General features: G+C 42.9%; 19 protein-coding genes. 8 read left to right on the top strand and 11 right to left on the bottom strand.

Annotation, left to right across the window (positions count from 1 at the left end):
* Positions 1-37: 37 nt before the first annotated feature.
* Both NI455_RS00620 and icd read right to left on the bottom strand, forming a co-directional pair.
* Positions 38-178 carry a hypothetical protein gene (locus NI455_RS00620; protein ID WP_005252272.1) on the bottom strand — a complete coding sequence of 47 codons (141 nt, stop codon included), beginning with the start codon at positions 176-178 and terminating at the stop codon, positions 38-40.
* Between the two features lie 301 nt (positions 179-479).
* Positions 480-1736 (bottom strand): NADP-dependent isocitrate dehydrogenase, encoded by a 1257-nt coding sequence (gene icd, locus NI455_RS00615; RefSeq protein WP_180180853.1) that lies wholly within the window; start codon positions 1734-1736, stop codon positions 480-482.
* Positions 1737-1930: 194 nt separating this feature from the next.
* On the opposite strand from icd, the gene NI455_RS00610 reads away from it, so the two are divergent.
* The gene (locus NI455_RS00610; RefSeq protein ID WP_253111956.1) at positions 1931-2719 is read left to right on the top strand and encodes an rRNA large subunit pseudouridine synthase E; all 789 of its coding nucleotides are present in this window, start codon (positions 1931-1933) and stop codon (positions 2717-2719) included.
* 148 nt (positions 2720-2867) lie between these two features.
* Here the strand turns inward: NI455_RS00610 and NI455_RS00605 are convergent, their stop codons facing one another.
* Positions 2868-3590 carry a hypothetical protein gene (locus NI455_RS00605; protein ID WP_253111954.1) on the bottom strand — a complete coding sequence of 241 codons (723 nt, stop codon included), beginning with the start codon at positions 3588-3590 and terminating at the stop codon, positions 2868-2870.
* A gap of 170 nt (positions 3591-3760) precedes the next feature.
* Between NI455_RS00605 and paaI the strand changes: the two genes are divergently transcribed.
* Positions 3761-4153 carry a hydroxyphenylacetyl-CoA thioesterase PaaI gene (gene paaI, locus NI455_RS00600; RefSeq protein WP_219309006.1) on the top strand — a complete coding sequence of 131 codons (393 nt, stop codon included), beginning with the start codon at positions 3761-3763 and terminating at the stop codon, positions 4151-4153.
* A 75-nt stretch (positions 4154-4228) separates the two neighbouring features.
* Here paaI and NI455_RS00595 read toward each other — a convergent pair whose 3' ends face one another.
* Entirely contained in the window at positions 4229-5932 is a 1704-nt protein-coding gene (locus NI455_RS00595) for a M61 family metallopeptidase (protein WP_253111952.1), read from the bottom strand.
* A 175-nt stretch (positions 5933-6107) separates the two neighbouring features.
* On the opposite strand from NI455_RS00595, the gene NI455_RS00590 reads away from it, so the two are divergent.
* The 3 genes from NI455_RS00590 to slyD all read left to right on the top strand — a co-directional run bounded on the left by NI455_RS00590 (position 6108) and on the right by slyD (position 9568).
* On the top strand, positions 6108-7421 hold the full coding sequence (locus NI455_RS00590) for a D-alanyl-D-alanine carboxypeptidase family protein (protein ID WP_253111950.1): 1314 nt from the start codon (positions 6108-6110) through the stop codon (positions 7419-7421).
* Between the two features lie 241 nt (positions 7422-7662).
* Entirely contained in the window at positions 7663-8949 is a 1287-nt protein-coding gene (locus tag NI455_RS00585) for an NAD(P)/FAD-dependent oxidoreductase (protein WP_004645547.1), read from the top strand.
* A 136-nt stretch (positions 8950-9085) separates the two neighbouring features.
* On the top strand, positions 9086-9568 hold the full coding sequence (gene slyD / locus NI455_RS00580) for a peptidylprolyl isomerase (protein ID WP_004278960.1): 483 nt from the start codon (positions 9086-9088) through the stop codon (positions 9566-9568).
* A 166-nt stretch (positions 9569-9734) separates the two neighbouring features.
* Here slyD and NI455_RS00575 read toward each other — a convergent pair whose 3' ends face one another.
* From NI455_RS00575 to NI455_RS00555, 5 genes are all read right to left on the bottom strand, one after another.
* Positions 9735-10508, bottom strand: coding sequence for a M48 family metallopeptidase (locus NI455_RS00575; protein WP_005106510.1), 774 nt, complete (start codon positions 10506-10508; stop codon positions 9735-9737).
* Positions 10509-10620: 112 nt separating this feature from the next.
* On the bottom strand, positions 10621-10929 hold the full coding sequence (locus NI455_RS00570) for a hypothetical protein (RefSeq protein WP_071851724.1): 309 nt from the start codon (positions 10927-10929) through the stop codon (positions 10621-10623).
* 160 nt (positions 10930-11089) lie between these two features.
* The gene (locus NI455_RS00565) at positions 11090-12409 is read right to left on the bottom strand and encodes an adenylosuccinate synthase (protein WP_004278963.1); all 1320 of its coding nucleotides are present in this window, start codon (positions 12407-12409) and stop codon (positions 11090-11092) included.
* A gap of 70 nt (positions 12410-12479) precedes the next feature.
* Positions 12480-13646: an ATP phosphoribosyltransferase regulatory subunit gene (locus tag NI455_RS00560; RefSeq protein ID WP_195725826.1), complete on the bottom strand. Its 1167-nt coding sequence runs from the start codon at positions 13644-13646 to the stop codon at positions 12480-12482.
* Between the two features lie 206 nt (positions 13647-13852).
* Positions 13853-14308, bottom strand: a complete 456-nt coding sequence (locus tag NI455_RS00555; RefSeq protein WP_253111948.1) for an Lrp/AsnC family transcriptional regulator — start codon at positions 14306-14308, stop codon at positions 13853-13855.
* A 147-nt stretch (positions 14309-14455) separates the two neighbouring features.
* Here NI455_RS00555 and NI455_RS00550 point away from each other — a divergent pair, with 147 nt between their 5' ends.
* Both NI455_RS00550 and NI455_RS00545 read left to right on the top strand, forming a co-directional pair.
* Positions 14456-15205 carry an AzlC family ABC transporter permease gene (locus tag NI455_RS00550; RefSeq protein ID WP_253111946.1) on the top strand — a complete coding sequence of 250 codons (750 nt, stop codon included), beginning with the start codon at positions 14456-14458 and terminating at the stop codon, positions 15203-15205.
* On the top strand, positions 15202-15501 hold the full coding sequence (locus NI455_RS00545; protein ID WP_114541870.1) for an AzlD family protein: 300 nt from the start codon (positions 15202-15204) through the stop codon (positions 15499-15501). The genes NI455_RS00550 and NI455_RS00545 overlap by 4 nt, the downstream gene beginning before the upstream one ends.
* Before the next feature lie 42 nt (positions 15502-15543).
* On the opposite strand, the gene NI455_RS00540 is transcribed toward NI455_RS00545, so the two are convergent.
* Both NI455_RS00540 and NI455_RS00535 read right to left on the bottom strand, forming a co-directional pair.
* Positions 15544-15840 (bottom strand): hypothetical protein, encoded by a 297-nt coding sequence (locus NI455_RS00540; protein ID WP_004278968.1) that lies wholly within the window; start codon positions 15838-15840, stop codon positions 15544-15546.
* A 192-nt stretch (positions 15841-16032) separates the two neighbouring features.
* The gene (locus NI455_RS00535) at positions 16033-17055 is read right to left on the bottom strand and encodes a type I glyceraldehyde-3-phosphate dehydrogenase (protein ID WP_005106504.1); all 1023 of its coding nucleotides are present in this window, start codon (positions 17053-17055) and stop codon (positions 16033-16035) included.
* Between the two features lie 388 nt (positions 17056-17443).
* Between NI455_RS00535 and alaS the strand changes: the two genes are divergently transcribed.
* Positions 17444-20137 (top strand): alanine--tRNA ligase, encoded by a 2694-nt coding sequence (alaS, locus tag NI455_RS00530; protein WP_253111944.1) that lies wholly within the window; start codon positions 17444-17446, stop codon positions 20135-20137.
* Positions 20138-20159 lie beyond the last annotated feature (22 nt).

Here is a 20159-nt window from a genome sequence, read left to right as displayed (position 1 = left end):
TCAAATGAGGGTTTTGTTATTTTAGGTGGATAGGAGATTATCTACGTTTTTTAGCACGAGATGGTTTCGATGGTTGTTGCTGTTGTTGCTGTTGCTGCTGTTGCTGCTCTTCATTCTGAGCATTGTCCTGCTTGTCTTTTTGTTGGACCTGCTTATGTCTCGCTTTAGCTTTAGCCATGATTTACTCCTTTGGAGAAACGTCTCTATATCACTGGAAGTTCCATTCATCACTGTAACGTTTATACAAAATAAGCCAATCGCTGAGCTGTATCCAAATACGTCAATGTAATACAGTGTTTACTAAGTTATTCAGCTTAGAACGAATCATTTCTAGGCTCATTACACTTCTTACATGATCTTGCAGCCTGATACTTATTTTAACGTTTAACCTTAAACCGTTCAGCCTTTGCTTCCCAATAAAGTGATAAAAAAACCCGCCGTAATTGCGGGTTTTTTTATTCATAAATTGCATCGCAATTTCAGGCATCCATATTGGCAATAATCGCTTCACCAAACTCGGAACAACGCAGCAAGGTCGCCCCTGGCATTAAGCGCTCAAAATCGTAGGTCACCGTTTTTGCCGCAATCGCACCCGAAATCCCCTTGATGATCAAGTCGGCAGCTTCTATCCAGCCCATATCACGCAGCATCATTTCTGCTGACAGAATAATCGAACCCGGATTTACTTTATCTTGTCCAGCATATTTAGGCGCTGTACCGTGGGTTGCTTCATAAACTGCAATCGAACCGCCGATATTGGCACCCGGTGCAATCCCGATCCCGCCGACTTCCGCAGCCAGCGCATCAGAAATATAATCACCATTTAAGTTCAGTGTCGCAATTACAGAATAATCCGCCGGACGCATCAAGATTTGCTGCAAGAAGGCATCAGCAATGACATCTTTAATAATAATGTCTTTGCCTGTTCTTGGATTTTTGATTTTAACCCACGGGCCACCATCTAAAAGTTCACCGCCGAAACGTTCCAATGCGACCTCATAGCCCCACTCTTTAAATGCCCCTTCAGTGTATTTCATGATATTGCCTTTGTGTACCAAAGTCACACTAGGCTTGTCATTTTCGATGGCGAACTGAATCGCTTTACGCACCAGACGCTGGCTACCTTCTTTGGAGACAGGTTTGATTCCGATTCCACAATTGTCTTCAAAGCGGATGTTGGTTACACCCATTTCTTCTTTCAGAAACTTGATAACTTTTTTCGCTTCCGGAGAATCTGCTTTCCATTCAATACCGGCATAAATATCTTCTGAATTCTCACGGAAAATCACCATGTCGGTCAGTTCTGGATTATGTACTGGCGAAGGTACCCCTTCAAACCAGCGCACCGGACGTACACAGACATATAAATCCAGTTCCTGACGTAAAGCCACATTCAAGGAACGAATACCACCACCGACTGGCGTGGTCAGTGGACCTTTAATCGATATCACATAATCGCGCAGTGCTTCGAGAGTTTCTTCAGGCATATAGGTGCCGTAAATTTTGTCAGCTTTTTCACCGCAGTAGACTTCCATCCATTCGATGGAACGCTTCCCGGCGTATGCTTTTTGCACAGCAGCATCTACCACAGTTCGCATTGTTGGTGTAATATCTGCACCAATTCCATCCCCTTCGATAAATGGGATAATTGGATTATTTGGTACGTTGAGTGACAGGTCTGCATTAACGGTAATTTTGGTACCATCCACAGGTACTACGATTTTTTGATATCCCATTATTAGTATTCTCCCGGATGCCGCTGACAAATCTAAAATAATTGCCGATTAGGCAATACTTTCAACTGTTCTTAACGCATAATATTCTAATCCAGATTTGTTGTTTTTGAGATTTATACGGGAAATAGCTAAATTTCCCTTTTAAATAAACCTCTACATTTTTTAAATTAATGTAATTATAGAAGTTATTTCCTATGAAAATCGTCATTCTAAACAAACCTTATGACGTCCTCTCCCAATTCCGTGCGGATGAAAAGCACCCAACCATGGCTGATTTTGTCAACGACAAAGATTTACGTCTTGCTGGCCGTTTGGACATGGACTCAGAAGGTCTGGTTTTCCTCACCGATCACGGTGGTCTCAACCAATATATCACCAATCCTGCCAATAAAAAGTTTAAAACTTATATAGTGCAAGTGGAAGGTGATGTGACCGAAGAAGCACTTGAGCAACTTCGTAAAGGTGTTGAACTGAAAGATGGCATGACGCTTCCTGCACGTGCTGAAAAAGTATCTGAACCGGAATGGTTGTGGGAGCGTAATCCTCCTGTACGTTTCCGTGCCTCTGTTCCAACGTCTTGGGTTGAAATTTCGATCTGTGAAGGTCGTAACCGTCAGGTTCGTCGTATGACCTCTGCCGTGGGCTTCCCTACACTGCGTTTGATCCGTACCAAGATTGGTGAGATTGATTTGGTTCGTATGGGATTGCAACCGGGCGAGACCAGAGAAATTGAACCATTACTTTATCCAGACTTCCAAAATGTTCCTGCGGAAGAACCATACCGTTCACGTTCTTATGTGAAAAAGCCGGGTGGTACGGGCGGTAAGCCAATGGTTCGCAAGAATAAAGATGGTTCTGTGAAAAAGTCTGGCACCAAACGTATCTGGCAAATGGATGAAAGTGAAAAGCCGCGTCGTAAGACCAATGGCACAACTCGTCCAAATACTAAAGCACCACGTGGTCGCGGCCGCGGTCGTGGCTAAGTTTGAATAGATTCAATCAAGCTCACTTCGGTGGGCTTTTTTATGTGCCAAAATTTCTAATTCATTAAGACATGAGATGAATACTTTATTTAACCGTTGCTTAGTTTTATGGGTATTCGATGTATTAAGAAAATAAAAAATAAAAAAATTAATCTTCACTTGCTTCAGAAAGATAAACATTTATTCCATAGAATGGAGGGTTAATTTGGAATACGTGCGTATTAATTATTTTTTTATATAGTTTTCCAGCTTTAGTTTCATATTCAATTGTGAAATCTACTACTACCTCTCTTTTCATATTTAATATATCAACCTGTGCATCATCAAGCTCCAAACGAATTTCCTGATCTTCATTCGCTAAAAATTTATTTATTTTATGGATAATAAAACTATTATTAAGTTGTTTAACTTTGACGTTAAAAGCATCATTTCCTAGATTTGCAATAGTCAGCCTTAAAGCAACAAGGCAATTATTTGTCATTTCAGAATTATCAAAAACAGTTCTAACTTTTGACTGTAAAATAAAAAATCTGGCTTCTCTGGATTTTTGACTCTCAAACAATTGCTCTTTTTGGATATTTGTTACTATTTTTTGCTGTTCAATTCCTTGCCTCATCTCATCAATTTGAAGCTGTAATGCTCTTTCTTGTTGCTCTAATGCTTTTGTATTTTGCTCCAACTGTTTACCTTGCTGAACATAGCCTAAAATCAGCCAGAGAAAAGCAATTGGCGCAAATATTCCCGCTAGAAAATCCCCAAGCTCATTTAATGAAGTAGGCGAACTCAATCCACCAAAAATCCAAAAAGAAGTGATTACAGCAAGCCAAATTACTGTTATTCCAATTCCCCAATTTAAACTATTTTGATTCATCTTCTAATAATAAAAAACCCATACCTAAATATAGGTTTTACCTGCTTTTTCTTATGTGTGCAAACAAGATTTTTAACTCTTCCCTCTTGTCATTCTGACTATCCGATGGTACTTATGATTCACATAATTAACATTTAAAAATAAAACGTATCTTAAAAAGGAGTTTTGCAATGGATCAGCAAGTCAGCCAGATGTTTAATCAGGATCGGTTAATTCAGCATCTTGGTGCTCATCTGGTTTCTTATAACCACAATTATGCAAAGATCGAATTAAAGGTGACTGAACAGCATTTACAGGGTCATCAGACGTGTAACGGCGCTGTGATTTTTGCACTTGCAGATGCGGCTTTTGCCATTGCCTGCAATACTGGTGAACATCCGGCGGTTGGTCAACATTGTGGTATTCATTATTTAAAACCGGGCTTGCTTGGTGACACACTGACTGCTGTAGCAGAACATAAAGCCAGCAGTGGCCGTAGTGGCATTTATGATATTCAGGTGATGAATCAAAATAATCAAATCGTGGCGGAATTCCGTGGCACATCACGACTGATCATTAAATAATTTTTTCTCAAAATTTAATGCAATAAAAAACCGGTGACGATGCACCGGTTTTTTTAATTAAGAATAATTATGGCTTTAAGCTTTAAGCCATTTCTCAGCTTTAGCCTGATCTTCCACTTTCAGTTCAACTTCGGTCAGTTCAGAATCCGCGGCTTGAACTTCAAAACTCATCAGCTCATCACGACGGAATGCATACACTGTAAAAGTACCTTGCTGTTTTGCATAGCTTTCAACAAGTTTGGTCGTTGCTTTTAATCCATCAATTGCAATGATGACATCATTGGCAGAAAGGCCAGCGAGCACAGCGGCACCCTCACGACGCGCAGATTGAACCAGCACACCTTCCGGCTTATCTGCCAGCTTTAGACCGAATGGCAAAGACTTATCATTTTTCAGGCTATAAGCCATACCAAACTCAGGGAAGAGCTGATCCAGCGGCAATTCATCTGTGGTATTGATCAAGTGATTAATCTGTTCTGACCAATCATCTCCTGTCAATTCTTTACACAATTCAAAGATCGTCCGTTCATGCACCTGAACGCCTTTCTGGGCATTTTCATACAAACGGCGCATCAAAGCATCCAGACTTGAACCACGTAAACGCAGACCCAAATCCAGGCACAGTGCAACTAAACAACCTTTGTTGTAATAGCTGGTACCCGCATTATTCGAGTTTTCATCCTGACGATAGAATTTCACCCAGGCATCAAAACTGGATTCAGACACTGACTGAATCACACGTCCCGGATTTTGCAAATAACGGTCAATCTGTGCTTTTAACAAAGCAATATACGATTCCTGATTAATCACGCCGCTACGCAGCAAAATCAAATCATCGTAATAAGAGGTGAAACCTTCAAAGATCCATAACAGAGAGGTATAACCTTCTCTGTTTAAATCATAGTTAACGAAGTTTTCAGGACGAATAAACTTCACCAACCATGAATGGAAATATTCGTGGCTACATAAGCCGAGGAAACGCTGATAATCTTTCGACGGTTCTTCAGGTTCATTGGCTTTCGGCAAGTCATCACGCGGTGAAATCAGGCTGGTAGAATTTGGATGCTCCAAACCGCCATAGCTATTGCCGGTTGCCATGGTCATAAAGGTATAGTCTGTAAACGGCGCTGAACCAAACATTGAAATTTCTGTGGCACAGATTTTTTCAATGTCCTGCTGCATACGCGCGGCATTCATGGCATGTTTACCTGAGACCACAAATTCATGTGGAATGCCATTTGCTTCAAAACTGAAACGGGTTTGTTCTGCCAGCTCAAATGGTGCGTCAATCAGTTCGGCATAGTTTTTAGCTTTAAGCGTGAAACGGCCTTTAACCAGACTTTTGGCCTGCATGCCGGTTGCCAGCTGAAAATGCTTTAATTCATCTGGCAGGAAGATTTCCAGTTCAATTTCTTTATTTTCCTGACCTTCTAGCCCCAGACATGCACAAGCCGGGTTCACGTAGAGACGATTTTGATCCACATATGCACCACGAACGGACAGGTCATAGGCATAGACATCATATTCAACTGTAATCAGTTCATGATCGGTATTGAATAAACGCCATTTGTTCTTTTCAAATTTCTGGATCTGTAACTGGCGCCCATCTTCATCATAGGCTTTGACCGCTTCAATGTGCTTGGAAAATTCCCGAATCAGATAGCTTCCCGGAATCCAGGTCGGTAATGACAGGACTTGTGTCGGGTCCGCAAGAAAACGAACAGTCACGTGAATAAGATGCTGACGATAATCGTCAAATTCAATTTGATAATGCAACATAATGAACGATATAAAATTAAAATAAATGAGATATAGCTTAGCTTAGCATTTTTTAAGCCAGTATGGTTTAGCTGTCTTATTTGTCTACATTTACGACTAGCTATCTGTATAAAAAAGGCATAGCATGCGTGAAAATTAAATCGTTCAACACCCAGCGGGTTATCAAGGAACACCATTGAAATACATCATCTCACTGATTGCGGTTTTCAGTTTATTTATTTCTGCATTTTCACATGCTGCCCTACTCAATATTGTGCCTGAAAGTGTTGAAGCTGAAGCCTGGACCATTCTGGATTCACAGTCTGGTCAAGTCATTGCAGCGCATAATGCAGACGTGCAACGTGCTCCGGCCTCGCTGACCAAAATGATGGTGGCTTATATTGCCTTAAAGGAAATTGAGGCCGGAAAATTAAATAAAAATGAAGTTTTAACCGCGACCTCTGTGGTTAAAACCGTGATGTGGGATGAGTCACAGATGTACCTGAAAGAAGGTGATCTGATTTCAGTCGATCAGCTTCTGGCGGGCTTAATTATCATGTCTGCCAATGATGCCGCGGTGACGCTGGCTGAGAAAATTTCGGGTGGTATTCCTCAGTTTGTTGAACGCATGAATCAGGAAGCCAAAGCACTCGGCATGCAGCATACCAATTTCCAGAATCCGGCCGGCATTACCATGCCTGAGCATTATTCGACTGCCGCCGATTTGGCCAGACTGTCTATGGCGGTGGTGAATGAAACTCCAGATTATCTGTATTATTCTAAGCAGCCAAGCTTTACCTACAATCAGCATTTTCATCGTGCGACCAACCGTGTGCTTCAGGTCGATCCAACCGTAGATGGCTTAAAAACCGGTTTTACCCGTGCGGCAGGCTACAATCTGGCGCTGACGGCCAATCGTGTCACAGCAGATTTTGAAATGCCAAATCGCCGTCTGATTGTGGTGGTGCTGGGTACTAAAAGTGCCGCAAAACGCGCTGATGTATCACATAAGCTGATGAATCTCGCTTATACCTATACCCGCAATGAAGTAGCGATCAAAGATCAACAGCTACTGGCTGAATTGCCTGTGATCAAATCCACCTTAAAAATGTTTAAGGTGCAAACCAAGCAACCGCAGATCATTACCACTTCTTTATATGATCAGGGCTACAGTATTGACCTGAACCAGTTTGATCAAACCCAACAGCGTGTCATGCTGAATACAGGTGATGGCGTTTTAAAAAGTATCGAGCCTTTACAGGAAACGCAAACTCATATCAATGTTGAAGTGAAAGCATCTGAACTCATTGCACCTTTGGCGACCATGATGCCTTTGGCGACTATTCAGGTTTATCAGAATAATCAGTTGATTCGCACCATTCAAATTGAAGATCATGTCGAAATTGAAGAAGCCAACCTGTTTCAGAAATTCTTTACTTGGCTACAAGGCTTATTCGGTTTGTTTTCAGACAATACGCCAAGCGTAAAGCTTTATCCTTTAGATAGATAATAGCCCTACATCTCAAGTTACTTTTCTTTAAGCTAGAAGATCTACTCGCTGATCTTCTGGCAGATTTTCTTTTCTCCCTGCATCACTCCCCAAGACAGGGAAACTTACCTGCCCTCACAGAATTGCTACGTTTTGTAATGTGTATAACAATTTTAACCAAGACGCGATCTGGCCCATGCCATAGTATATTTTCTCTCTATTTCTCTTATTTTTATTAAAAAAATAAACAGGTTAATCATATATGACAGCACATAAAATCGTGATTGTGGGTGGTGGTGCCGGTGGTCTGGAACTGGCAACTCAGCTGGGTGAGAGCTTGGGTAAAAGCGGCAAAGCGCAGATTGTTTTAGTCGATCAAAAACTGACGCATATCTGGAAACCGCTGCTGCATGAAGTTGCCGCAGGCACCTTAAATCCACATGAAGAAGAAACTAATTATTTTGCCCATTCAGCCGCACATCATTATGAATTTGTCTTGGGGACATTTACCGGTCTGGATCGTGAAGCGAAACAGATTGTGGTAGAAACAGAATATTTCTCCAAAAAAGCCCAAGCCAAGAAGAACCAGCGCATCGACTATGACACCCTGGTACTGGCCTTGGGTTCTACCTCGAATGACTTTAATACCGAAGGCGTCAAACAGTTCTGTCATTTTCTCGACAGCCGTCCACAAGCTGATATCTTTCAGCAGGATCTGTTGCATCTCTACTTGAATGCTCAACATGAAGCTTCGAGCCGTGAACTGAATATCGCGATTATTGGCGCCGGTGCGACTGGAGTAGAATTGGCTGCCGAGTTGGTGGAGGCCAAACACAATTTCTTTAAATATGGCTTAAACAAGGTCGATCCAAATAAAGTCAAAATTACCTTAATTGAAGCGGCGGATCGTATTTTGACTGCGCTCTCGCCGAAAGTTGCTGAACATACCATGCAACAGCTGGAAAAATTCGGTATTGAAGTCCTTACCAGTCATCGTGTGGCCAAGGTAGATGAAGACAAAATTTATTTTGCAGATGGCTCAAGTCTGGATGCCGAGATTAAAGTCTGGGCCGCAGGTATCAAAGCACCTGAAGTCTTGGCACAACTGCAAGATATGGAAAAGGACAATATTCACCGCTTGAAAGTCTTCTCCACCCTGCAAACCAAATCTGATCCAGACATTTTTGCTTTTGGTGATTGTGCTCACTGCCAGCCTGCTGCAGATGAACCGGTCTTGGGTCCACGCGCACAAGTGGCTAGCCAACAGGCCAATTTCCTGGCCAATGCCTTGAAAGCACGTGTCAATGAAGAAAGTTATTTACCGATGTTTAAATTTTCTGACAAAGGTTCACTGATTTCCTTAAGCCAGAATAAAGCCGTCGGCGAGTTGCTCGGTCAGGTCAATGTGCAAGGCTTTGTTGCCAAATCGATGTATGTTTCTTTATATCGAATTCATCAGGCGACCATTCATGGTTATGCGCATGCCGGCATTCTCACCGCAAAAGATTTTGTTACACGAAAAATTTCTCCAAAGCTGAAATTGCATTGAAATTCCAGAATTTGGCCCAATCAATGAAAAAATCGTCAACAAAATTGTCAAATTGCGTTTTTTTGCTAATTTTAGTCTACAAAAATGCAATTTCACTTTATGATGTACCCTTAAAAAATTGAATGGATCAATTAACATGACTGCTATTGCAAATAACCTCGTGGTTTCTTTCCACTACACATTGACTAACGCAGAGGGTGAAACTCTCGACCAATCTCAAGGTGAACCACTTGCCTATTTGCACGGTGCAGGTAACATCATCCCAGGTTTAGAAAATGCGTTAGAAGGCAAAACTGTAGGTGAAAAATTCACTGTAAACGTTCCTGCTGCTGAAGGTTATGGCGAATACAACCCTGACCTAGTTCAAGAAGTTCCTGCGCAAATGTTCCAAGGCGTAGACAACATTCAGGCAGGCATGCAGTTCCAAGCTCAAACTGATGACGGCGTGCAAATCGTAACTGTTAAAGCAGTTGAAGGCGACAATGTTGTTGTTGATGCTAACTTCCCACTTGCTGGTCAAGACCTGACTTTCGAAGTTGAAATCGTATCTGTTCGTGAAGCTTCTCAAGAAGAATTAGATCACGGCCACGTACACGGTGTAGGCGGTCACCAGCACTAAGATCTTCTGATCTTGAGTGAAAAAAGGCAAAGTCAGACTTTGCCTTTTTTATTGCCTGAAAATAGCCCGCAGAATATTAACCATCCAATTAGCTATAAAAAAAGCAGAGCCATTGCCCTGCCTTTCCAATCCGATCAAGATCTCCTTTTACAGGATGATCAGTGGATTATTTTTTTTGGTTATAAATCTGCATCGCTGCTGGCAATTGTTGACGCATTTGCCCAATACGCTGACTATTCGATGGATGCGTAGACAGGAAGGTTGCACCACTGCCGCCACCAAGTTTGTTCATTTTTTCCCACAGGGTAATGGCTGCATTCGGGTTATAACCTGCGCGCGCCATCAACATTAAACCGCCTTGGTCAGCACGGCTTTCCAGATTACGCGAGTATGGCAAGCCAATACCGATCTGACTACCTAATTGTGCTGCTGCAGCGCCACCTTGACCTACACCTGCTGCATTTAAGCCAATACCCAAAGCCAGATCAGTCAGGGCTTGAGCACCGATTTTCTGCTTAGAATGCTCTTCTAAGGCATGCACCATTTCATGACCCATAATCGCTGCAATTTCAGCATCGGTCAGATTCAGTTTATTCACGATACCGGTATAAAATACAACCTTACCACCTGGTGCAACAAAGGCGTTGACCTGATCAGATTTGAGCACAGCCAATTGCCACTGGAATGCTGTACCGGTTTGATTCATCTGGTTAGCAACTGGCTTCAAACGGTTAAATACATTATTAATCCGTTTATAGGTGGCTGAACTGGTATCCAGTTGGCCTTTATTGCGCGCATCATTGACCATGGCATTATAGCTTTGGCTCGCAGATGCATTTAAGGTCGCAGTATCTGCCCCTGCCATATCGGCAATGGTGGTACAACCTGATAATGTGACGACTGTAGCAGCAGCCATACTCAATAAAAGTTTATTCTTCATTATAATTTACTCCACCTTGGCTCAAGGGCAATTTACATTGTAAAAATTATAAGTGAAAGCGCGTAGCAGCTAAACGCTTAATTCATTCATCTTCTTATAAATTATGTAATTTTTAAGCCAAATACTGTATCGCCAACCAATAAATCAGACAAATAATATTGAGGCCCAAGTAAACCTGACTGAGTGGTTTGATTTTCTGTTCAAGCATTTCGTCTTTACGTTTGAAATATAAAAAAGCATTTTGCAATAAAATAATAGGCACTAATATACATGCAATAATGACACTCAGACCAATCAGCACCGCATAAATCACTTCGGGGTTTTGGGTTTGCGCACGAATAATCATCATGGCCATTGTTGGCGCCCCGCCCATCGCGAATAACAATGAATAAAACATGGTCGCCGATATATTTTTTTGCATCCTGCAGCTCATTTTTCTTTCTTTATATACCGCTATGTTAAAGCACATCACGCTACATTACCGATGCAACTTTAGTCTTGAAATAGCTGCATAAATTCAGGATATAAAAAAACCCATCCGGAGATGGGTTTTTATCATTCAAGCTTTAGTCAAATGAAGATTAAGCATCAAACGGGTGGCGAAGAACAATGGTTTCTTCACGGTCTGGACCTGTTGAAATGATGTCGATTGGACATTCAATCAATTGCTCAAGACGTTTTACATAGTTCAATGCAGCTTCTGGCAACTGATCTAGTGATTTCGCACCGAAAGTTGACTCAGACCAGCCTGGCATAGTTTCATAAATCGGTTTTAAAGTTTCGAATGCAAGCGCATCAGAAGAACCGACACAACCAGAATCTGCAGCTTCATAACCCACACAGATTTTCACTTCTTCTAAACCGTCAAGAACGTCAAGTTTAGTCAGGCAAATACCAGAAAGTGAGTTTACATCAACTGAACGGCGTAGAATTTCAGCATCGAACCAGCCACAACGACGTTGACGGCCAGTAGAGGCACCAAATTCATTACCAATCGTACCGAGGTGTTTACCAATCGCATCACCTGTGTCATTTGCAGCGTCATACACCAACTCAGTTGGGAATGGACCTGCACCTACACGCGTTGTGTACGCTTTAGTAATACCCAGTACATAGTCAAGGTGCAAAGGACCCAGACCTGAACCAGAGCTTACGCCACCAGCAGTTGTATTCGAAGACGTTACATACGGATATGTACCGTGGTCAACGTCAAGAAGTGAACCTTGCGCGCCTTCGAACATGATATTGTCACCGTTTTTACGGTAGTTATGCAATTCCGTGGTCACATCCACAACCAGTGGCGCAACAACCTTACGCCATTCGTCGCAAAGTGCCAGCACGTCTTCCAGTTTAACCGCTTCAACACCGTAGTATTCAGTCAGCTGGAAGTTATGGTAGTCCAGAAGTTCAGTTAACTGAGCAGTAAGATGTTCACCACCACGTACTAGGTCAGCAACACGTACTGCACGACGCGCTACTTTGTCTTCGTATGCAGGACCGATACCGCGACCTGTCGTACCAATCTTCGCATTACCACGTTTTTTCTCACGCGCCTGGTCAAGTGCGATGTGGTTCGGAAGAATCAATGGACAGTTTGGAGAAATGCGTAAACGTTCTTTAACAGGAACGCCTTCTTTTTCAAGAATGTCCATCTCTTTGATGAGCGCTTCAGGAGAAAGAACAACACCGTTACCAATTAAGCACAATACGTTTTCACGTAAAATACCTGATGGAATGAGGTGTAAGACAGTTTTCTTACCACCAACCACAAGAGTGTGACCTGCGTTATGTCCGCCTTGATAACGAACTACCGCTGCCGCTTGATCTGTGAGCAGGTCGACGATTTTACCTTTACCTTCGTCGCCCCATTGGGTACCAAGTACCACAACATTCTTGCCCATAATAGCCTCATTACATCATGCTGTTAAAGTTGAAAGCCCCGCTCAGCGACATGAACACTGAGCCAAGCAGTTAAATCGTTTTGACTGTCCACTCACCATTCGCATTCACCAGCTGGTGCGTTGCATATGGAATCGAGTTTAAATCATCATTACCCAGTAACTGAATTACACTTAAGCCTTGTGCACGAATATTCTGAATCGCATTCAGAAGCTCTGCATCAGTGCCTTTAGGTGCAACCACGACCTGTACCGCATCAAACTGGCCTGCGCTTAAAGCATATAAGTCACAAGAAAAACCGGTTGCCGGACGCGCACGGCCAAAATGTTCACCAATGCCATCATAACGGCCACCTTGTGCCAGTGCAGCTGCACGGTTCGGTGCATAGACTGCATACATCAGACCAGTATGATAATGGTATGAACGTAATTCAACCACATCAATCCCAATACTCAAGTTTGGCCAACGGGTTTGAACTTCATCTTTGGTGGTTTGCAAGACATTAAAAGCCTGAGTGAATGCTGGATTTGCCAACACTTCAGCACTTAAATTCGCTTGTAATGCATCCAGGTCGCTGGCATAGCGTCCAAGTGCATAGAAATCCTGACCAAATTTCAGGTCTGCCGTGAATTCTTCTAATTCTGGCAAAGCCTTACGCTGGTATAAATCAGATAATTGCTGTTCAGCGACTTTGTTTAAGCCGGCTTGAGCCACCAGACTGCGGAATAAACCCACATGACCTAAGTCCAGATGAATACCATCTGCCAGACCTGTTTCCTGAATCAGACTGATCATCAAGTCGACCATTTCTACATCGGCATCGATGCTGTCTGAACCAAATAGCTCCGCACCTAACTGTAGTGGCGCACGCGAAGTGTTAAAACCGCGAGGCTTGGTATGCAGAACGGTTCCTGCATAGCAGTAACGTGCTACACCTTCCACTGGATGTACATGCGCATCAATACGAGCCACTTGTGGTGTCATATCGGCACGCACACCAAGCAAACGACCAGAAAGCTGATCGATTACTTTAAAAGTGGCTAAGTCTAAATCTTGATTCGATTCTGAGAGAGAAGATAGAGATTCGATGTATTCAATGAATGGCGTGTACACCAGCTGATAACCTCGAGATGCAAGGAAATCCAGTGATTTACGGCGCAGACTTTCAATAACTTGCGCTTGTTCTGGTAATACATCAGCTACACCATCAGGTAATAACCATGTCTCTGAAATGGGCATGTTGTAAACCTAAATTCTTGTCAGCGCGGAACGAATCCGCATAAAAAAATCGGGAGCACACCCGATTTCTCCTAGTCTAGCACGATAGTTTTGGCTGTGCATCGCAAATTTTATAATTTTCGCTACCTGATGAAATCAACAACAATTGTGTCAACTATCAGCGTTTTAATGCACATTTAAAACAAATAGCATGACAAAATCCGGCATTAAACCAAAGGCAATGCAGTCGTGCTTTTAACCGTTTGCAATGGAATTTCAGTTTTTACACTTTGAATGCAGGGAATTTGGGTTAAATGATGAATCTGAAATTTACGATAGGCATCCAGATCAGCCACCACAATTCTTAAAAAGAAATCACAATCGCCTGCCATTAACTGGCACTCGACGACTTCTGGCATTTCCTTGATCGCTTCGACAAATTGATCGACCACAGCAGCTTCTTGAGACTTGAGCCAGACGCGTGCAAACACGCTCATCGCCAAATTGACCTTTTGTGGATTCAGCAGTGCGACATATTGCTCAATCACGCCATCATCTTCCAGCTGTTTTACCCGTCTTAAACAGGGTGACGGTGACAAGCCAATTAATTGAGCCAGTTCATTATTTTGCAGTTTTCCATTCTTTTGCAGCTCATGCAAAATGCGTTTATCTATTAGATCCATATTTATACTTTGGCATTTAAAACCCTTTAAATTTAATTTAGCGCAATTTAATTTCAAATAAAACTCAAATATCTTTCATTACAACAGCAAATAGCCTGAATATCGCCATAAAATATGGTCTAGTTTTGCAGTACCCAGGTCATTTCCATGCTTTTGTTTAGACAAAGCACCGCAGCGGTGGTTGTCCCTACCGATTTCAGCGAATTTCAACGTGGCATGAAAGACTCTATCCCCATGCTTTTAGGGATTATCCCCTTTGCGCTGGTGTTGGGTGCGACGGCGGTACAGAAGAATTTCAGCTTGCTCGAAGTGCCGTTACTGACAGGTCTGAACTTTGCCGGTGGTTCTGAGTTTGCCATTCTGGAAGTCTGGAGCAGTCCGCCAAATTTACTCATGCTGATGTTCATTACCTTTTTGGTGAATAGCCGGCATCTGTTGATGGGCGCCAGTTTGGTTCCATATTTAAAGCATCTTCCGAATCGTAAAGTTTTTCCGGCGCTGTTTTTTATGGTCGATGAGAGCTGGGCGCTCGGTCTGGCTGATGCACAAAGGAAACAGGCGCAACTGGGTTATCGTGCTGCGTTTAGCATGCCTTATTATGCTGGCCTGTGTTTTTGCCTGTACTTGATGTGGGTCGGATTTACCACACTCGGCGCCATGCTTGGACCTGTATTAGGCGACATCAACCGTTTTGGTTTTGATATGGCCTTTCCTGCTGTATTTCTGGTGTTACTAAGAAGTATGTGGAAAGGTTTTGAGGCTGCCCGGCCATGGCTGGTCAGTTTAGTCTGTGCGGCTTTGGCTTATTTATATTTACCTGCGGGCTGGTATGTGCCGATTGGCGCCTTGTCTGGAATCACTTCGGCATTTTTCCTGATTCAAGAGGATCAAGCATGATCCAGATAAATACCTTGGTGGCCATTATCCTGATTGCTGTGACCACCTATTTAACCCGGCTCTTGGGCTATGTCTTATTAAAAAATAAAACGCTGACACAGCGCCAGCGAAAAATTCTGGAAGTAGTTCCCGGCTGCGTGCTGATTTCAGTGATTGCGCCTTATTTTGTACGCGACCATCCGGCAGACCTGATTGCCTTGGCTTTAACGCTATTTGCCGCTACACGTTTTGGATTATTACCGACCGTCGCCATCAGTATGGTTTCTGCTGCAATTTTAAGAATTTTAATAATCTAACGCTAGAAAAACCCCTTTAAATGATCTCTAAAGGGGTTTTGTTTATTTCTGTGGATCAACCACTTTGGTCAGCAAACTGACCAGTTCGGCATTTTGCAATTCAACCTGCTGAAGTTTGGCTGTGGTCTGATCCAGCACTTCCTGCTGCACATGCATTTTTTTGGCTAGATCCTGCATGATTTCCAGGGTCTTTTTTAAATTTTCTTCCAGATGCACGATTTTTTCTTCGACTGGCACGCCTTCCACGCTACGTGGCTCATCACTCTGGTTAAACTGCAGCCAGATCAGAAAAATTACCGCCAAAGTCAGCAGTATAATAAATCCCCAAACTACCATCATGTGCTTGCTCTTATTTCATTTTATTGTCTTTATCTTAACGAAAAATGCTGCGGATAACGTAAATAATTCAGCCTCGATTCCTGATTTTCGATCAATTACCGGCAAATTCTCTTAAAACATGGCTTGCAGAATATTTATAGGAAAGAAAAAAGCACCGTGTCTTGGTGCTTTTGAGGTTTAGATAACCCGAACTTAATGAAATGATTCACATAAATCCAGTAGACGGTTGGCATAGCCCCACTCGTTATCGTACCAGGCAAAAACCTTAGCTTGATGCCCGACCACCAGAGTCTGGGTCAGATCAACAATCAGTGAATACGGGGAATGATTAAAATCACTCGATACCAAGGGCTCGTCCGTTACCGACATAATTTCGGCAAAATCCTGCCGGGCAGCCTTAATCAGAACTTCATTTAACTTGTGATCGGTAATCGGCGACTGGGAGACAAAGGTCAAATCAATCGCGGCCACATTAATGGTTGGCACCCGAATCGAATAACCATCAATACGATCTTCCATTTTTGGCATGACACGCTTTAAGGCACCGAGTGCGCTCGAAGTGGTCGGAATGATGTTATGGCCCGAGGCACGTGCACGTCGCAAATCACGATGTGCATGATCCAGTACCGACTGATCCGCCGTAACAGCATGGATTTCGGTCATCAGGGCGCTACTGATGCCAAATGCATCATCAATAATTTTGACCAGTGGCACCAAAGCCTGCGTAGTACAAGAAACACTGGAAATGATCTGGTCCGATGCTTTGACTTCATGATGATTGACACCATAGACAATTGCGGCATCGACCGTATCAAAAGGTGCTGCGCCGATAATCACACGTTTCGCCCCTGCGCCAATATGCTGGGTCGCGGCTTCACGAGAACGGAATAGCCCAGTACATTCAAGCACTACATCTACCGTCAAGTTTTGCCAAGGCAACTTAGCCGGATGCGACTCACACAAAACCTGTACTTTTAATGCAGTATCTTGATAGCTGATATGCATATAGATATGTTCAGCATCATAGCTGAGATCCACCTGCCCCGGAAAACGGCCATGGGTCGAGTCATATTTAAATAGATGGATCAGGGTTTCAACATCGGCAATATCGTTAATGGCAACGATTTCAAAATTAAAATCTTTCGGGTTTTCAAACCATGCGCGCAGTACATTCCGTCCAATACGCCCAAATCCATTGATTGCCACTCGTTGCATGACTCGACCTTTTATATGCCTATTTTAAAACTCTTCTATGTTAAAGGATTTCTGGCGCCGTACATTAAAAACTTCAGTGAAAATACTGATTTTCGATTATTTTATTTCTGATACATTCGTCTATATTCAAGCCATTTAAAATTGCGTTTATTTTTTAATGTGATGGATATCCACAGATTCTGCTTCGGGAAAATTCAATTTAATTATTCAGCAAAAAACCTGAGTAAATAAATCCTTCGCAATTGGTTTTAAAATGATTGGTGCATACTGCTTTTTCCGTTATAATTTGGCGTTTTAAATTTTTAAGCCCCGCATTGCAGCAGAGCTCTTGTATGCTTGTCAGACTGTGGTGTTTTAGCCAAATCGGAAATTATGGAGTGACTTGGTTGTGAGTACTCGTTTTATGACATCAGCTGAAATTCGTGAAGCATTTTTGCGTTACTTTGAATCGCAAGGGCATACACGTGTCGCGTCGAGTTCTCTAGTACCTGCCAATGACCCAACTTTGCTGTTCACCAATGCTGGTATGAACCAGTTTAAAGATTGCTTCTTAGGTCTAGAAAAACGCGATTATGTACGTGCAGTGTCGTCACAAAAATGCGTGCGCGCAGGTGGTAAGCACAATGACCTGGACAATGTGGGTTATACAGCACGTCACCACACTTTCTTTGAAATGTTGGGTAACTTCTCCTTTGGTGATTACTTCAAACGTGATGCGATCAAATTTGCTTGGGACTTTTTGACTAACGAAGAATGGCTTGGTCTTCCTAAAGATAAACTCTATGCAACCGTTTACCACACCGATGATGAAGCCTTTGACATCTGGAACAAAGAAATCGGTCTAGATGCATCTCGCATCATCCGTATTGGTGACAACAAAGGCGGTCAATACGCATCTGATAATTTCTGGGCAATGGGTGACACCGGTCCTTGTGGTCCATGTTCTGAAATCTTCTTTGACCATGGCGATCACATCTGGGGTGGCCTACCGGGTTCTCCTGAAGAAGATGGTGACCGTTTCATTGAAATCTGGAATAACGTTTTCATGCAGTTCAACCGTACTGCTGATGGCGTGTTACACCCTCTTCCAGCGCCTTCTGTGGATACAGGGATGGGCTTGGAGCGTATTTCTGCAGTTTTACAGCACGTCAACTCAAACTACGAAATCGATTTATTCCAGCATTTACTTAAAGCTGCGGCTGAAATTATTGGTCTGGATACTACAGCGCTTGAAGCTGAAGCTGCTGAGAAAGGCACACCAGTTCAGTATCCTGCTTCATTGAAAGTCGTTGCTGACCATGCCCGTTCATGTTCATTCCTGATTGCTGATGGCGTAAATCCATCGAATGAAGGCCGTGGCTATGTATTGCGTCGTATTATCCGTCGTGCAGTACGTCATGGTAACAAGCTAGGTGCAACAGGTTCGTTCTTCCACAAGATGTTGAAGCCACTGATCGAAGTGATGGGCGAAGCTTATCCTGAACTTGCTGCTCAACAAGCACGTATCGAAGCACAACTTCTGAAAGAAGAAGAACAATTTGCCAAAACACTTGAGCAAGGTCTGAAATTGCTTGAAGGTGAATTGGCACAGTTAAAAGGTTCTGTGATTCCGGGTGAAGTAGTATTTAAACTTTACGACACTTACGGCTTCCCGACAGACTTGACTGCAGATATCGCACGTGAACGTGACTTAACTATTGATGAAGCTGGTTTCGAAACTGAAATGGCTGCACAGCGTCAACGCGCACGTGATGCAGGTAAATTCGCGATCGACTACAACAGCGTAGTTAAAGTTGAAGGCGAAACTCAGTTTGATGGTTATGACGCAACTGCAGGTGAAGGTCAAATCATCGCAATCTACAAAGATGGCGAGCAAGTTGATGAAGTGTTTGAAGGCGATGAAGCACTGATCGTACTCAACCAAACACCTTTCTACGCAGAAAGCGGCGGTCAAATCGGTGATACAGGTATCTTTAAAAACGATACTGGTATTTTCGAAGTTCAAGATACCAAAAAATCTGGTGGCGCATTTGTACACCAAGGTATCGTGACGATGGGTAACTTGAAAGTTACTCAAAATGTAGAAGCAACAGTAAAAGCAGATATTCGTGCAGCAACTGCGCGCAACCACTCTGCGACTCACCTGCTACATGCTGCGTTACGTCAAATTTTAGGTTCACATGTACAGCAAAAAGGTTCATTGGTTGCATCTGATGTGTTACGTTTTGACTTTGCCAATGACCAACCTGTAAGCTTTGAACAGCTGCAAGAAATTGAACGTTTGGTCAATGCTGAAGTGATTGCCAATACTGCGGTGTCTACTGAACTTCTGGATATCGAGTCTGCGAAAGCTAAAGGCGCGATGATGCTGTTTGGCGAGAAATACGGTGACGAAGTACGTGTACTGTCTATGGGTTCAGTGATTGAAGAGAAAAAGTTCTCAATCGAACTTTGCGGTGGTATTCACGTAAAACGTACCGGTGATATCGGTCTGTTCAAAATCACCTCTGAAGGTGGTGTGGCAGCCGGTGTACGTCGTATTGAAGCAGTAACAGGCACTAAAGCAGTTGAAGTTGCGCAAAAAGCCGATCGCGATATCAATATGATTAACGGTTTGCTCAAAGCACAAAAAGACCAGACTTTAGAAAAAGTTGAAGCGTTGGTTGATACTGCATCGAGCTTGCAGAAACAGATCGAACAACTCAATCAAAAACTTGCTAGCCTGCAAGCCGGTGAACTTCTAAGCCAAGTTCAAAGCATTGCAGGTCGTGCAACCTTGATTACAACTGTTGAAAACATGGATGCGAAAGCACTTCGCAACCTGCACGACGGTGTGAAATCAAAATTAGAAAATGCAGTGATTGTTCTTGCAGGTGTAGAGGGTGACAAGGTGAGCTTGATCGCATCTGTGGCAAAAGACTTTACTGCTTCTATTAAAGCAGGTGACATCATCAAACATTTAGCGAATGAGCTAGGTGGTAAAGGTGGTGGTAAACCTGACTTGGCACAAGGTGGCGCGCCACTTAACGAGAAGTTTGCTCCAGTGATGGCAGATTTAACTGCCTGGCTTGCAGCAAAATAAAACTTCAATTTTGTGTAACTGA

This window comes from Acinetobacter lwoffii, from assembly GCF_024129435.1.
In the GTDB taxonomy this organism is placed as follows: domain Bacteria; phylum Pseudomonadota; class Gammaproteobacteria; order Pseudomonadales; family Moraxellaceae; genus Acinetobacter; species Acinetobacter lwoffii_F.
The sequence above is the reverse complement of the archived record's forward strand: the minus strand, read 5'-3'. Positions and strand labels throughout refer to the sequence as shown.